The 14,967-nt window shown below is 60.6% G+C and carries 11 protein-coding genes and 1 pseudogene; 2 read left to right on the top strand and 10 right to left on the bottom strand.

Going from position 1 to position 14,967, the window contains the following annotated elements; translation table 11 throughout:
* Window positions 1-1,937 (bottom strand): primosomal protein N' (gene priA, locus Q0072_RS13570; protein WP_298331098.1); only part of this gene is annotated, 1,937 nt, incomplete at its 3' end.
* A 109-nt stretch (window positions 1,938-2,046) separates the two neighbouring features.
* Here priA and Q0072_RS13575 point away from each other — a divergent pair.
* Both Q0072_RS13575 and Q0072_RS13580 read left to right on the top strand, forming a co-directional pair.
* A complete protein-coding gene (locus tag Q0072_RS13575; protein ID WP_298331100.1) occupies window positions 2,047-2,745 on the top strand; it encodes a DUF484 family protein in 699 nt (232 codons plus the stop codon).
* Window positions 2,746-2,780: 35 nt separating this feature from the next.
* Window positions 2,781-3,695: a tyrosine recombinase XerC gene (locus Q0072_RS13580; RefSeq protein ID WP_298331102.1), complete on the top strand. Its 915-nt coding sequence runs from the start codon at window positions 2,781-2,783 to the stop codon at window positions 3,693-3,695.
* A gap of 1 nt (window position 3,696) precedes the next feature.
* On the opposite strand, the gene Q0072_RS13585 is transcribed toward Q0072_RS13580, so the two are convergent.
* The 9 genes and pseudogenes from Q0072_RS13585 to Q0072_RS13625 form a co-directional block, all read right to left on the bottom strand.
* On the bottom strand, window positions 3,697-4,323 hold the full coding sequence (locus tag Q0072_RS13585) for a GIY-YIG nuclease family protein (RefSeq protein ID WP_298331104.1): 627 nt from the start codon (window positions 4,321-4,323) through the stop codon (window positions 3,697-3,699).
* Window positions 4,324-4,475: 152 nt separating this feature from the next.
* Entirely contained in the window at window positions 4,476-5,885 is a 1,410-nt protein-coding gene (gene lpdA / locus Q0072_RS13590; protein ID WP_298331106.1) for a dihydrolipoyl dehydrogenase, read from the bottom strand.
* 98 nt (window positions 5,886-5,983) lie between these two features.
* Window positions 5,984-6,535, bottom strand: a complete 552-nt coding sequence (locus tag Q0072_RS13595) for a hypothetical protein (RefSeq protein WP_298331108.1) — start codon at window positions 6,533-6,535, stop codon at window positions 5,984-5,986.
* Between the two features lie 58 nt (window positions 6,536-6,593).
* Window positions 6,594-7,478, bottom strand: coding sequence for a hypothetical protein (locus tag Q0072_RS13600; RefSeq protein ID WP_298331110.1), 885 nt, complete (start codon window positions 7,476-7,478; stop codon window positions 6,594-6,596).
* A 64-nt stretch (window positions 7,479-7,542) separates the two neighbouring features.
* Window positions 7,543-8,733: a patatin-like phospholipase family protein gene (locus Q0072_RS13605; RefSeq protein ID WP_298331112.1), complete on the bottom strand. Its 1,191-nt coding sequence runs from the start codon at window positions 8,731-8,733 to the stop codon at window positions 7,543-7,545.
* 96 nt (window positions 8,734-8,829) lie between these two features.
* Complete coding sequence (gene odhB, locus Q0072_RS13610) at window positions 8,830-10,038, bottom strand: 2-oxoglutarate dehydrogenase complex dihydrolipoyllysine-residue succinyltransferase (protein WP_298331118.1); 1,209 nt, start codon at window positions 10,036-10,038, stop codon at window positions 8,830-8,832.
* A gap of 126 nt (window positions 10,039-10,164) precedes the next feature.
* Window positions 10,165-10,377: pseudogene (locus Q0072_RS13615) on the bottom strand (biotin/lipoyl-containing protein); the annotation flags it as partial.
* Between the two features lie 118 nt (window positions 10,378-10,495).
* Window positions 10,496-13,477: a 2-oxoglutarate dehydrogenase E1 component gene (locus tag Q0072_RS13620; RefSeq protein WP_298331114.1), complete on the bottom strand. Its 2,982-nt coding sequence runs from the start codon at window positions 13,475-13,477 to the stop codon at window positions 10,496-10,498.
* Window positions 13,478-13,953: 476 nt separating this feature from the next.
* The gene (locus Q0072_RS13625; RefSeq protein ID WP_298331116.1) at window positions 13,954-14,733 is read right to left on the bottom strand and encodes a hypothetical protein; all 780 of its coding nucleotides are present in this window, start codon (window positions 14,731-14,733) and stop codon (window positions 13,954-13,956) included.
* Between the last annotated feature and the right edge of the window lie 234 nt (window positions 14,734-14,967).

The following is a 14,967-nucleotide window of genomic DNA, read 5'->3' on the forward strand; positions in this document are numbered from 1 at the left end:
AGGATCACCGCCCCCAGCCGACCATAGGGCGGAAACTGCGCGATGTCGCGGCTCATCTGCTCATAGGCGTAGAAGGCCTCGCGGTCCTGCGCCTGTAAGGCCTGCATCACCGGGTGCTCTGGTGTGTAGGTTTGCAACAGGGCGCGACCCGGCTTGGTCGCCCGACCGGCACGACCCGTGGCCTGCGCCAGAAGCTGAAACGTCCGCTCTGCCGCCCTCAGATCGCCGCCCTTCAGGCCCAGATCGGCATCGACAATCCCCACAAGCGTCAGGTTGAGGAAGTTGTGCCCCTTGGCGGCGGCCTGCGTGGCGATCAGAATGTCAATCTCATGATTTTCCACCCGCTTGATCAGGGCCGCCGACGAGTCGGCATCGGGCGTGGTGTCCGAGGAGAAGATTTCAGCGCGTGCCTGCGGGAAGCGTTCCTGCACCTCTTCAAGGATACGCTCGACCCCCGGCCCGATGGCGGTCAGGCTGTCGAGCGCGCCGCAATGCGGGCAGCGGTCGGGTTTTTTCATCGAAAAGCCGGTCAGGTGACAGACCAGCCGCCCCGTCGCCCGGTGTTCGACCAGCCAGGAATCGGTCTTGGGTGAGGTCATGCGCTCTCCGCACGCCCGGCACAGGACCAGCGGCGCATAGCCGCGACGATTGATGAACAACAACACCTGTTCGCGCCGTTGCAGGGTGGCCAGTATCTCCCCCACCAGCCGGTCAGACAGCCAGAAGCCCTTTTCCGGCGACTGCGCCTTCATGTCGATCAGCTCGATATCGGGCAACTGCGCCGTGCCGTGGCGGCTTTCGAGTCGCACCCACACATAGCGGCCCTTCTGGGCATTGGTCAGGGTTTCCAAAGACGGGGTGGCGGAGGCCAGCACCACCATGAAGCCGTCACGGTGAGCGCGCATAACGGCCAGATCGCGGGCCTGATAACGCACGCCTTCTTCCTGTTTGTAGGAGCCGTCGTGTTCTTCGTCGATGACGATGAGTTTGAGGTGGGTATAGGGCAGGAACAGGGCCGAGCGCGCCCCGACGATCAGACGCGCCTCCCCCGTGGCCACGCCGTCCCAGATGCGCCGGCGCTGCGACGCAGAGATTGCCGAATGCCACTGCACCGGCGGCACACCAAAACGACTCTGGAGCCGCCCCATCACCGCCGTGGTCAGGGCGATTTCGGGCAAAAGCACCAGCACCTGAGCCGTCGGATCATCGCGCAGGGCCCGCGCCACGCTTTCCAGATAGACCTCGGTCTTGCCCGAACCGGTAACACCATCGAGCAGGACCGGCGCAAAGCCCTGACGCTCCCATTCGTTGCGCAGCAGGTGGTCGGCGGCGGCCTGATCGGCATTCAGGCTGGGCGTCTTATGATCCGGGTCGGGGGCGGCGAAACCTTCGCGGCTCAGTTCGACCTTTTCCAGCCAGCCCTTCTTTTCGAGCGTCTGCACCACGCCCGGCGTCACCCCCGCCGCTTGCGCCAGTTCCGCCGCCGTCAGGGGGAGCGCGGCCAGTTCCAGCACGCGCGCCTGCTTCGCGGTCGGTTTCAGCGCTTCGACCTCACGCCGCACATAACCATGGCGGGTCTGCGCCTTCGGGGTCTTGAGCGCCTGCAAACAGCCTTTGAGGAAGGTGCCCGGCGCGGTCAGGGTCCACGCGGCCGCCCACAACCAAAAACGCAAGCTCGCCTCCGGCACCCGCGGGTCGTCGATGCGCGCGGCAACGGGTTTCAGTTTGGCGGCTTCGGCGCTGTCATACAGTTCCACCACCACGCCTCGCACTTTGGCGTGGCCCAGCGGCACCCACACGTGATCGCCCACGCTGAGGTCAAGATCGTCCGGAATCAGGTAGTCGAGCGCCGTGTCTATGGGGGCCAGCACCACGACCTTTGCCCGCCGGGTCGCAACGGCGGGGGCTTCGATCAGGCTGTCGGCGGGACTGTCCATAAGATTTTAAGCGTTAACCATAGAATTGACTCATCCCCACGCCTTTTTTATGCCATCACTTGTGCCAACGCCAAGCTTAACCGGCCGTTTACCACACCTGATATCCTGCATGTCCTCAGATTTCCGCGACCCGACGACGACCGAGCGCCTCGCCGCCCTGATGGATTACCAGACCCTGCGCGGTCTCCTGCCGGACTTTGTGCAGGAACTGAAGCAGGATCGAGAACTGCTGGACAAGCTGGGGCTTCAGCCTAAAACGCGCAACCTGATCGACTTCGGACCGGCCGCCCTGTCGCGGCTGGAGGCCAAGGCCATACGCGATTTCGACATGCGCCGCCAGATCGAGGCGACGGCGCGCGCCAATTTCGATGCGCAGGGGCAGGCGCACGCCCTGGCCCTGTCGCTGATGGAGGCGCGCAACCATTCCGACCTGGCCCGCCGCCTCAATGAAGAGGTGCGCAACCGTTTCGGCCTTATCGGTGCCACCATTGCGCTGGAAGACACCGCGCCCATTCCGCTGGGCTGGATGACGCTCGATTACGGTGGCGTGGATTATATTATCGGCGAAACCGGCCTGTCTCTGCTGGGGCCGGATGGCGTGTGCCGCGCCCTGTTCGGGGATGAGGTCCGCCGCATCAAATCCGCCGCCGTCATCCGCACCGCCATGTGGCGCGAAGGCCGCCCCGGCGCGGTCGCTTTCGGCTCTGCCGACTGGGAGGGTTTCAGCCCGGACATGGGGGCCGAACTGGTCGCCTTTATCGCCCGCGTGGTTGAGCGCGTCGCCGAACGCTGGCCCGTATTGTCTTAAGTCCTTGGTCAGAGATTAACCTTAAACTTACGGGCATGACCATCGACGCTGCCCGTTTGCAATGGCTCCAGTATCTCAAGGCGCAAAAGCGCGTGTCGCCGCGCACGCTGGAAGCTTATGGCCACGCCTTTGCCCTCTATATCGGCCATCTGCGCAAGGCGTTGGGGGCCGACATTGACCTGAACGATCTGGTGCATCTGACCTCTGCCGATATTCGGGGCTGGATGGCGTATCTGCGCAGTAAGGATGAGCCCCTGTCGGCGCGCTCGCTGGCGCAGCACCTGTCGGCCATCAAGTCATTTCACGGTCATCTCGACCTGCATCTGGGCTATGCCAATGCGCAGGTGGCGCTCACTCAGGGGCCGCGCCTGAAGACCAGCCTGCCGCGCCCGCTGAATGAGGATCAGGCGCAGGGTCTTCTGACAGAAATCGAGCTGGATGCCGACACATCCGAATGGGAGGCGGCGCGCGACCGGGCCGTGCTGCTGCTGCTCTACGGCTGCGGTCTGCGCATTTCCGAAGCTTTGTCGCTAATGGTCAAGGACACGCCACTGGGTGAGACGCTGCGCATTGTGGGTAAGGGCAACAAGACGCGGCTGGTGCCTGTGCTTGCGGCCGTGCGTGAGGCGGTGGAGGCCTACACACGCCTCCAGCCTTTTACGCTTTCGGCAGAGGATGCGCTGTTTCGCGCGCCGCGCGGTGGGCCGCTCAGCCCGCGCCATGTGCAACTGAGCATGCAGCATCTGCGCTCACGGCTGGGCCTGTCGGATCGCGCCACACCGCACGCCCTCAGACATTCGTTCGCCACGCATCTGCTGGGGTCAGGCGCAGACCTGCGCTCGATTCAGGAACTGCTGGGCCATGCGTCCTTGTCCACGACGCAGAAATACACGCAGGTCGATGCCGAGCGCCTGCTCAGCGCCTATGCGGCGGCGCATCCGAAGGGCTGAATTATTCGCGTGTTTCTATTTCTTCTCTAATTTCACTCAATGTTCGACCATTGTACAACCAATAGGCGGGGCCCTGTACAGCTCGCCAATTTCTTCCAGTCATCCTAGCAACATCCCGTGCTGATTCAGACAGGCTTTTTACTACATTGTTATATAAAATACGCCGAGAGTCATAAACGGTTGCGCTTATATTTTCGTCGAAAACAGATAATAGTTCTGACCCAATAGGAATATTTACCGATTCAAAATTAAATGGCGACCGCCTTATTCTTTCTTCATTTACGGCCAAAACCTCTTCTTGATGCTCTACCAACTCTTCAAGATTTGGAATTGCCAGCCTCTGCCCTTGAATTTCTGCCATACGAAGTATCGCTAGAGGTTTATCGGGTGAAACTCTGAAAAATTCTCGCCTTGGATTGATTCGTCTATCGGCGAATGCTTCATGTAATGCGCGTTCCCATCCAATAGAGTTTTCGACACTTGCCGCGTAAAATACCTCAAATGGAAGAGGGACACCGGATGCCGCATTAATATGCCTAACTCGAGCCGTTACATCACCATCATCAGTTCGACCAATTTTAACCAAACCCGGCATCGCATCATTCGTTAAAATGTAAACCGTTCCCATTTCACCCCCGAAAATTAAAAAAGACGAAAGGCACGCCTCTCGTCTTAAATAGCAAAAAGCGAAAAATATCCGAAGGGCCGCCCCGAGGATATTTTTCACAAATCAGAAGCCACCCATCTATGCGCGACCAGCGCATCGATGGGTGAGTAACATTACGCCTGCATCGTCCAGCCTTCGACGCCCATGGCCGCCTGACGCACGGCTTCCGAACGGGTAGGGTGCGGGTGGCAGATGCGCGCGAGGTCTTCCGAAGCGCCGCCGAACGCCATCAGCACGCAGGCTTCGCCGATCATTTCACCGGCCTGCGGGCCCATGATGTGCACGCCGTAGACGCGGTCGGTCTTGGCATCCGCCAGGAACTTCACGAAGCCATCGGTCTCATGATTGATCTTGGCGCGGCTGTTGGCCATGAACGGGAACTTGCCGACCTTGTACTGAACGCCCGCCGCCTTGAGCTGGTCTTCGGTCTTGCCGACCCAGGCCACTTCCGGGAAGGTATAGACGACCGACGGGACCAGATCGTAATCGACGTGACCGGCCTTGCCGGCGATCAGCTCGATGGCGGCCACGGCGTCTTCTTCGGCCTTGTGCGCCAGCATCGGGCCGGTGATCACGTCACCGATGGCCCACACACCCGGTGCCGCGGTTTTGAAATGGCTGGTCGGGATGAAGCCACGTTGATCGGTGGTGATGCCGACGGTTTCGAGACCCAAGCCTTGCGTAAACGGACGACGACCGATGGCGACCAGCACCACATCGGCTTCGAGGGTTTCCGGATTGCCACCCTTGGCCGCTTCCAGCGACAGGGTGACGCCGTTCGCGCCCGTCTTGGCCGCGGTGACCTTGGTGCCCAGCTTGAAGGCAAAGCCCTGCTTGGCGAGAATCTTCTGGAAGCCCGTGGCGACTTCGGTGTCCATGCCCGGCGTGATGCGGTCGAGGAACTCCACCACCGTCACCTTGGCACCGAGACGACGCCACACCGAACCGAGTTCGAGGCCGATAATGCCGGCACCCACAACGACGAGGTGCTTCGGCACCGCCGGCAGCGACAGGGCGCCGGTCGAGTCCACGATCTGCTTCTGATCAACGGTGACACCCGGCAGCGGTGTCGGCTCAGAGCCCGTGGCGATGACGATATTCTTGGTGGTCAGGTGCTGCACCGAACCGTCCTGCGCCGTGACCGACACCTTACCCTGACCCTCGATCTTGCCGAAGCCGGGCAGGTAAGTGACCTTGTTCTTCTTCATCAGGAATTCGATGCCCTTGGTCAGGGCGGTCACGCTGTCCTGCTTGGCCTTCATCATCTGGACGAGGTTGAGCGTCGGCGCGGGCACTTCGATGCCGATGGTCTTAAATTCGTGCTGAGCGGCTTCGAACAGTTCCGAAGCGTGCAGCAGGGCCTTCGACGGCATACAGCCGACGTTCAGGCAGGTACCGCCCAGAACGCCGCGCGATTCAACGATGGCGGTCTTCAGACCCAGTTGACCGGCGCGGATAGCGGCATTGTAGCCGCCGGGGCCGCCCCCGATAATGACGACGTCGAAGCTTTGGTCCTGAGACATGGAGATTGCCTTTAATTTAGCGCGTAAGACTTCCTGCCCTGCCGTAAAATTCCACGCGGCGGGGGTCAAGTCCTATGTGGGTATTTTGAGCGGAAACGCTAGTTTTCGTAAGCCAGATGGCGCTTTGGCAACGGACGGCCACGCGCCATCAGGATAATGAAGCCCAGCACCATGGCCACCAGAGTCAGCGTATAGCGCGGGTCCCAGCCGGAGAGGATTTCGAGAATGCGGTCAAACAGGCCCGATCCCGCCTCCCCCTTGGTCAGGAAGGTCAGCACCACATCGGCCACAAAGGCCGCGCCATAGGCCAGAGCGGCACGCACATTGCCCTTGGCAAACAGAAACGCCGCGATCAGATAGAAGACGATCACCCCGCCCCACAGCCAGATGACCGGCTTGTTGTCGGTCTCAATGGCCGCCACGGCGGTTTCGCCCTGAATGGAGTCGGCGGGCACGGCCGTTACATCGGCTCCGTAGGAGTCATCGGCACTGAGGATACTGGCCCCGCCGACATGCGTGTCGGCATCCGCCTGCCGCATCGAGACCTGCGGTCCATAGCTGGGGGTCAGGGCCGATTTGATGACGGGAAAGGCGATCCAGCCGACATAGGCCACAACGATCAGGGCGATAAACCAACGCACGTACTTCATGGACAGGCGCTCCGCATAACAGGGTTAACGCTGTTTTAACCCATGCAGAGGGTCTTGCCTACGGCTTATTCGCCTGAGAGGTCGTGTCTGTCTCGCCGATGGCCGCGGCCGCCAATGTCGGATCGGCCTTCAGCTTTTCCAGTCCCCCCATATTGCGGTCGGCATAGGTTAGAACCTGATTATAGAAGTCGCGCGACCCGCAGGCCTGCGGTCCCTGACGGTTGGCGTCCTTATAGAGCATCAGCGCCGTATCATAGGTCTGCTTATAGGCCGCAGCCGTCAGATGCGGTGTTTCCGACGCCGGAATGGCCAGCACGCGCTTCATACGCTGCGCCGTGCGGGCGTAGATGACGCAGGACTGCGACGCATAGACCATGTAGCGGTTCAGCACCTTGTCGCCTTTGAGCGTATAGTCTTCTTTGCTGAACTGATTGTCCACGCCGCCACCCCCGGTGAAGAAAGCCGAGCCACCGCTGCCTGACATGCCATCCATACCCGGCAGCGGGATTTCACGCATCATGGCCAGGGTTTGCGGCCGTCCCAGTTCGCGCGCCACCATGATCCAAAAATCCGGCTGCCCCAGCAGGGCCTCTTCGCGGCCATCCAGTTTGATATTGTCGGACTTGCGGATGTACATGTTCAGGAAGTCCTGAAACACATTCTGGATGCGCGATTTTTGCAGGCTGGTGAGGCTGACCGGTTCGCGTCCCATCTCCAATGCCAGCCCGTAAGACAGCACATATTCCGGCTTCAGTTCCGTCGCCTTGTCGGCCATGTCGGCCATGTCGCCGGTCATGGCGCGCTGAATATGCGGCCAGGCCTTGCGCGAAGCGGCTGAGTTAAACGTCCCCGCCTTGCTGTTGGTGGCGGCCTGCGCGACCGGGGACACCAGCAGACAAAAAGCGGCAGTGGCGGTCACAGCCGCGCGGAACAGAACAGACATGAAGGCTTCCCCCTGACAGGAATAATTATATTTGTTTTTATTAAAGCACGATTGTGCGCCCGGTTCAATTGGCTGGCGCATCCGACTTCCACAGTTTGTCCGACGCTCCCAACTGATAGCCGTAATAGAAGACGCGGCGCATGGAGTCCTTTTCAAAGGCCAGAAGGCCGCCTTCGATAAATTCATCCGGCAGGGCCACTTCGGACACCTCCATCTGGCTGCGTTGGGCAAAGGCATAGAGACTGATCAGGGTGCCGCGCGCCTGCGCCTTGGTCAGGGTGTCGAGCGAACGGCCCATGATTTCCAACGCGTTATAGGGGGTGATGGCGGGCTGCGGCGTGATCTTGCCATTGATGAGGACGTAGATGTGCCCGCCGCTGATCAGGCCCTTGGGCACGGTCCAGTTCATCATGGATTCGGGCAGGATGAAGAAGGGCAGGGTCACGCCGCCATCGACGTGCATCTCCTGAAACGGACGCGGACCGGTCGGCACGCTGTGCCCGCCCGACACCGGTTCGACCGTGATCATCACCGGGGCAAAGGCCGCCGGTACCGAAGAAGACGCGACCAGCACCTGACGGATCAGGTCGATGGCTTCGCGCATCTTGCCGGCTGAGCCGTCGCGGACGGCAATGGCCGAGATTTCCCCCAGATCCCACAGTACACCCGTCTGGGCATCGAGATTGGTGGTGCCGACCAGCAAGCGGCGCCCTTTGAGGTGTTCGCGGGCAATATCGCGCACCATGGTCTCATCGACATAGGTGCTGACCAGTGCGTACAGGGCTTTGGAATCCAGCACGCCCGGTGTGAACAGCGACATCAGACCGCGCGACTTGGTCAGGCTGTCGGCCACGCCGCTGGTATAGGCGTCTTTCAGCTTCTCATCATAGGCGGGCCCCAGATAGGCGAACGGCGCGATCAGAGCACCCGTTGAAACGCCAGTGACCATGCGAAACTGCGGGCGGTCACCGCGCTTGCTCCACCCGGCCAGAACCCCGGCTCCGAAGGCCCCGTCCGCACCGCCACCAGACAGGGCCAGCACGTCGAAACGCTGCATCCCGTTCAGTTGCATTTCCTTGCGCGCATCGGCTTCGAGACGGGCGGGGATGTTGGGATCAGTGGCCGAAAAGCGCACATTGGGAAACCCCACCGGCTGATAGTCGCCGGCACGCGGATAGTCCGTTTCGGTGCGCTGAAGCGTCAGACAGCCGCTCAAGCTAAAGGCCATAACGATCAAAACAAGACGTTTCAGCATGGGGCTCCCCTGTGGATAAACCGCTGGCTCTAAATAAAAGAAAAGCCGCTCCGCGGAACGGAACGGCTTTCCAATAGGTGACGTCACAACACGAAATTACACGTCGAGGACGAAACGTTGCGGGTCTTCAAGCCCTTCCTTGACACGGACGAGGAAGGTCACGGCTTCCTTGCCGTCCACGATGCGGTGATCGTAGGACAGGGCCAGGTACATCATCGGACGGGCGACGATCTGACCGTTGACGACCATCGGACGTTCCTTGATGGCGTGCATCCCCAGGATACCGACCTGCGGCATGTTGAGGATCGGCGTAGACATCAGCGAGCCATAGATGCCGCCATTGGTGATGGTGAAGGTGCCGCCTTGCAGCTGATCCAGCGACAGGGTGCCGTCACGTGCCTGCTTGCCCAGCGCGGCGATGCCCTTTTCGATACCGGCCAGCGACAGGTCATCGACATTACGCAGGACCGGCACGACCAGACCCTTTTCCGTACCCACGGCGACACCGAGGTCGTAGTGGTTCTTGTAGATGATGTCCGTGCCTTCGATCTCAGCATTGAGCGCCGGAATGTCCTTCAGAGCGGCGACGACGGCCTTGGCGAAGAAGGACATAAAGCCCAGCTTCACGCCGTGGCGCTTTTCGAAGACGTCCTTATAGGCGTTGCGCAGGCTCATCACGGTGGACATGTCCACTTCGTTGAAGGTGGTGAGCTGAGCCGCGGTGTTTTGCGACTCCTTCAGGCGGCGGGCAATGGTCTGACGCAGGCGGGTCATCTTGACGCGCTCTTCACGCGGGCCGACTTCGCGCGGGGCGACCGGAGCGGAGGGTGCCGCAGCCACCGGGGCCACAGCGACCGCCGAGGGCGTGGACAGGGCGGCCAGAGCGTCGCCCTTGGTGATACGGCCGTCCTTGCCCGTACCGGCGATACCGGCCGTGCTCAGGCCGGTTTCGGAAACGATACGCTGAACGGCGGGCGACAGGTGCTCAGAGGCCTTTTGCGGGGCCGCAGCGGGTGCCGCCACCGGAGCCGGAGCGGCAGCAGGGGCAGCGGCCACAGAACCCGCCGAAGCGCCGGCGGCGATACGGGCAATGACCTGACCCGGCGTGACGGTCGCGCCGTCTGCGGCGACGATTTCGGCGATCACGCCATCGGCCGGAGAGGCCACTTCGACGGCGACCTTATCGGTTTCGATTTCGACGAGGATTTCGTCCTTCTTCACCCCTTCGCCGACCTTCTTGGCCCAGCGCGAGATGGCGCCTTCAGCCACCGACTCGCCCATTACCGGGGTCTTGACGTCGAGCAGGGCACCGCCCGCCGCAGGGGCAGCCACCGGAGCGGCAGCCGGGGCCGGAGCCGCGGCAGGCGCAGCCGCCGGAGTCGCGACGGGCGCCGCAGCGACAGCCGCACCGGCGGCACCGATACGGCCCAGCACGGCACCGGGGGTGACGGTATCGCCTTCACCGGCGAGGATTTCGGTCAGGGTGCCGTCAGCGGGGGCGGCCACTTCGAGCGAAACCTTGTCGGTTTCCAGCTCGACGAGGATCTCGTCCTTCTTCACGGCGTCGCCGGGCTTCTTGGTCCACTTGGCAATGGTGGCCTCGGAAACGGACTCGCCGAGGACGGGGGTAAGGATGTCGGCCATGGGTATAGGCTCCGATTTTATCTTTTAAATTCAGGGGGTGAAGGGCGCGCTCAGGGTTCAATGGCAGCGCCCTTCAAAGGACGGGTTTGAGGAAGCTTCGTTCAGGCAGCCCGCGCGGTTACGCAAAGGCCTCGTTCAGGAAGGTTTCCAGCTCTTTCAGGTGGCGGCTCATGACACCGGCAGCGGTCGAGGCCGAGGCCGGACGACCGACATAGCGGGCGCGCTTGGCCTTGATCTTCAGCTTGTCGAGCGTCAGTTCAAGCCACGGATCGACGAACGACCAGCCGCCCATATTCTTCGGCTCTTCCTGACACCACACCAGTTCGGCGTTCTTGAAGCGGCCCAGCTCGGTCAGCAGGGACTTCATCGGCCACGGATAGAACTGCTCCAGACGCATCAGATAGACGTCCTTGATGCCCTTCTTTTCGCGCTCATCCACCAGGTCGTAATAGACCTTACCGGAGCAGAGCACGACGCGACGGATCTTGTCATCGGCCACCAGCTTGACACCCGCCACGTCCGGACGGCGCTCGGCATCGTCGTGCAGCACGCGGTGGAAGGACGAGCCTTCCGAGATGTCGGTCAGGGTCGAAACCGCCTTCTTGTGACGCAGAAGCGACTTCGGCGTCATGATGATCAACGGCTTGCGGAACGGACGGTGGATCTGACGGCGCAGGATGTGGAAGTAGTTGGCCGGCGTCGTGCAGTTGGCGACCTGCATATTGTCTTCGGCGCACAGTTGCAGGAAGCGTTCAAGGCGCGCCGACGAGTGTTCGGGACCCTGACCTTCGTAACCGTGCGGCAGCAGCATGACGAGGCCCGACATGCGCAGCCACTTGCGTTCGCCCGACGAGATGAACTGGTCGATGACGACCTGAGCCCCGTTGACGAAGTCGCCGAACTGACCTTCCCACATAACAAGCGTGTTGGGATCAGCCAGCGAGTAGCCGTATTCGAAGCCCAGCACTGCCTCTTCCGACAGGGCCGAGTCGATCACTTCGTAAGCGCCCTGACCGTCGCGCAGGTGGTTGAGCGGGAAGTAACGCTCCTCCGTGCGCTGGTCGATAAAGGCCGAGTGGCGTTGCGAGAAGGTGCCGCGGATCGAGTCCTGACCCGACAGGCGCACGTCGAAACCCTCGTCGAGCAGCGAGCCGAAGGCCAGATGCTCAGCCAGCGCCCAGTCGATATTTTCCCCGCTGTCGATCGCCTGGCGGCGGCCTTCGATGACGCGACGCAGCGTCTTGTGCGCTTCGATCTCGTTGGGGATGGTGGTGATCTTGCGACCGATCTCTTCCAGCTTGGCGCGCGGCACCGAGGTGAAACCGCGACGCTCATCGTCTTCGGGCAGGCCAAGGCCAGACCACTTGCCGTCCAGCCAGTCAGCCTTGGTCGCCTTGTATTCCTTGCCCGCCTCAAATTCGGCATTGAGGAAGGCATCAAACTCAGCGATCCAGCCGTCGATTTCAGCCTGTGTGGCCACACCTTCGGCAATCAGGCGCTGACCGTACAGTTCGCGCGTGGACGGATGGTCCTTGATCTTGGCGTACATGATCGGCTGGGTGAACGTCGGATCGTCGCCTTCGTTGTGACCGAAGCGGCGATAGCAGAACATGTCGATCACCACGTCCTTGGCAAACTTCTGCCGGAACTCGGTGGCAACCTTGGCGCAATAGACCACGGCTTCGGGGTCGTCACCGTTACAGTGCAGGATCGGAGCCTGCGCGCCGAGTGCCTGATCCGACGGATAGGGCGAGGAGCGCGAGAAGCGCGGCGCCGTCGTAAAGCCGATCTGGTTGTTGACGATGATGTGCAGCGTGCCGCCGGTCTTGTAGCCCTTCAGCCCCATCAGGGCGAAACACTCGGCCACCACGCCCTGACCCGCAAAGGCGGCATCGCCGTGCAGGATCAGCGGGATGGTCTGGCTGCGGTCGAGCTGACCGTCGCCCCTGGCCTTGATGTGCGCGGCCTGCTTGGCGCGGGCCTTCCCCAGCACCACCGGGTTGACGATTTCAAGGTGCGATGGGTTGGCCGTCAGCGACAGGTGGACATTGTTGCCGTCAAAGGCGCGGTCCGAAGACGCGCCCATATGGTATTTCACGTCGCCGGTCGAGTCGATGTCGAGCGGCACGGTCGAACCGCCCTGGAATTCGTGGAACAGGGCGCGATAGGGCTTACCCATCACGGCCGTCAGCACGTTGAGGCGGCCCCGGTGCGGCATCCCCAGAATGAGGTCCTTCACGCCCAGATTGCCACCGCGCTTGATGATCTGTTCCATGGCCGGGATCAGGGCTTCACCGCCGTCGAGGCCGAAGCGCTTGGTGCCGGGGAAGCGACGGTGCAGGAAGCGTTCGAGGCCTTCGGTCTCGATCAGCTTCTTGAGGATGGCGATCTTACCTTCCTTGGTGAAGGTGATTTCCTTGTCGCGGCCTTCGATGCGCTCCTGAATCCACGCCTTTTCCGCCGTGTCGTAAATGTGCATGTACTGCACGCCGACATTGGCGCAGTAGGTGCGGCGCAGGATCTGGATGATTTCTTTCAGTGTGGCCGTTTCGAGACCGAGCACGCCGTCGATGAAGATCGGGCGGTCCATGTCGGCGGCGCTAAAGCCCCAGTGTTCCGGCAGCAGCTCCGGGTTTTCACCCTTCGGCTCCAGACCCAGCGGGTCGAGATTGGCCTGAAGGTGACCACGGATGCGGTAGGCGCGGATCAGCATGAGGGCGCGCACGGAGTCGCGTGCGGCGTTTTGCAGGTCGGCGGCAGAGGCCGGCGCGGCCTTACCGGCAGCGGTATCTTTGGCGTTCTTTTCGGCAATGCCCTTGGCAGCCTTGGCTTCGACGGCAGGCCAGAACCCGTCCAGCGCCGAGGTCAGCTCATCGCGCTTTTCCACAACGGGGCGCGCCCAACCACCCACCGAGGCGTTCTGCGCCACGTTGGTCGGGTTGTCCATAAGCTGATCGAAGAAGGCCCGCCAGGCGGGAGTGACAGAGCTGGGGTCCTTTGCCCACTGCTCCTGAATCTGTTCGATGAACAGGGCGTTGCCGCCATAAAGGAACGAGGTCTCCGCGAAAACCTGGTTCAGCCGACCGGAATCGTCCGCCATTCTATACCTTGCGAGACGGCCAATTACGACACCGTCTCCCTTTCGTACTTGGGTTGAGGCGGCCAATAACGACACCGCCTGACAGGAAGGTCTATACTCTCTTTGAGAGGTGTTGAGAACCTCTTAAGCCGGAAAAATCGTATACGATTTAGCCGTTACGCCAACGACCGAAGAGGCTCACCGCATCCGGCCGTTGGAAGCTCGAGACTGTCTCATATGTATCAGAGACATAAGACAGTCTCGATGGGCATACCAATAGTCATTTTCAATGACCCTGATATTAAATGTTAGCGCTCACATTATGCGTCCATCATGCCTCGGCGGCAACAAAAAAGCGCGCAACCCGGAGGCTACGCGCTTTTCGTGACGAGTATATGGCGGTCGGGCTCCCTCCTTATTCAGAGGGAAGCCCAAGGGTTTAACCCTTCAGCACGCTTAGCAGGGTTTCGCCCAACGTCATTATAAGGTTGGCGGGCCTAAGTCGCGGACTCCATTATTTTTTCAGGGTCCGCACCATCAGCGCCAAGCGCCATGTAAAGAGTAGCAATTGCCGATATCACCTGTCCCTGAACGCCCTCCATCGCCTCTTGAGCATCGGTCACGACAGATGGTCGCAGGTCTCCATCGGCTGCTTGTTTTAGCTTTGAATATCCGTAAGCGCGTTGATCGTAAGCGTTCGACATTTGTGTCAATCCTTCACGAACATTCTTGCGGCCCTCACTTGTAAGGTAACTTGGTAGCTGAATGCTGTTGAATTCTGACCTAGCTTCGGAACAAACGCGTTCAGCGTTGCGCGATGTTCTGTAAATTTCGACCATATCCATAGCCTCCGTAGCCCTTGCAACTTCTAAGCTCAGTTTGTCGCAAGGCGAGGCGGCGGCAATGACATCTTGCATGAACGCTTGAGCCTGCTTTGTCTTTTGTTCCTTTGTTGGACGACTTGAGAGCGGCATTGCAGCTTTATCAGTGTTTGCCGTGGCGACGGCCTTTGCATCTTTGGTTGTATTCCTAGATATCGGACTGCCATTGAACACTGCGAAAGCGATGAACAAAGCAAACCCGGCAATCCATCTCACCCATACAGGCGTTTTGATACTTTGCTTTTCAAGGGCTTGCCACAATGGAGGCAACGCCATAAGCCCGATTAAAAGAACCACTGTACCGAGCAGAAAATCTCCAGAGATAAAACCTCCCAATGCGGACATAGACATGAAGATGGCGAACACCCACGCCAAAATATTCAACGCTTTTCGCATAAAAGCCCCCCGCCCTCTTAGATAGAAAGCAGGGGTGGCACAATCGGGTTACGCAAGTCAAGCTACAGATATGGGCCACCGATCATCGACGCCTTGTCAGTAAGCGAGCGCCAGCTAGATCGGTATGACTTTTGATGGAATCGTAATTCAAGCACCTCCCCTGATTTCAGGGGAGGTGGATTTGACGCCGCTCAGGCGTCAAAGACGGTGGGGTTAAATACCGCTGCTTTAACC

Origin of the sequence: Asticcacaulis sp. (assembly GCF_027484505.1) — a bacterium.
In the GTDB taxonomy this organism is placed as follows: Bacteria; Pseudomonadota; Alphaproteobacteria; order Caulobacterales; family Caulobacteraceae; genus Asticcacaulis.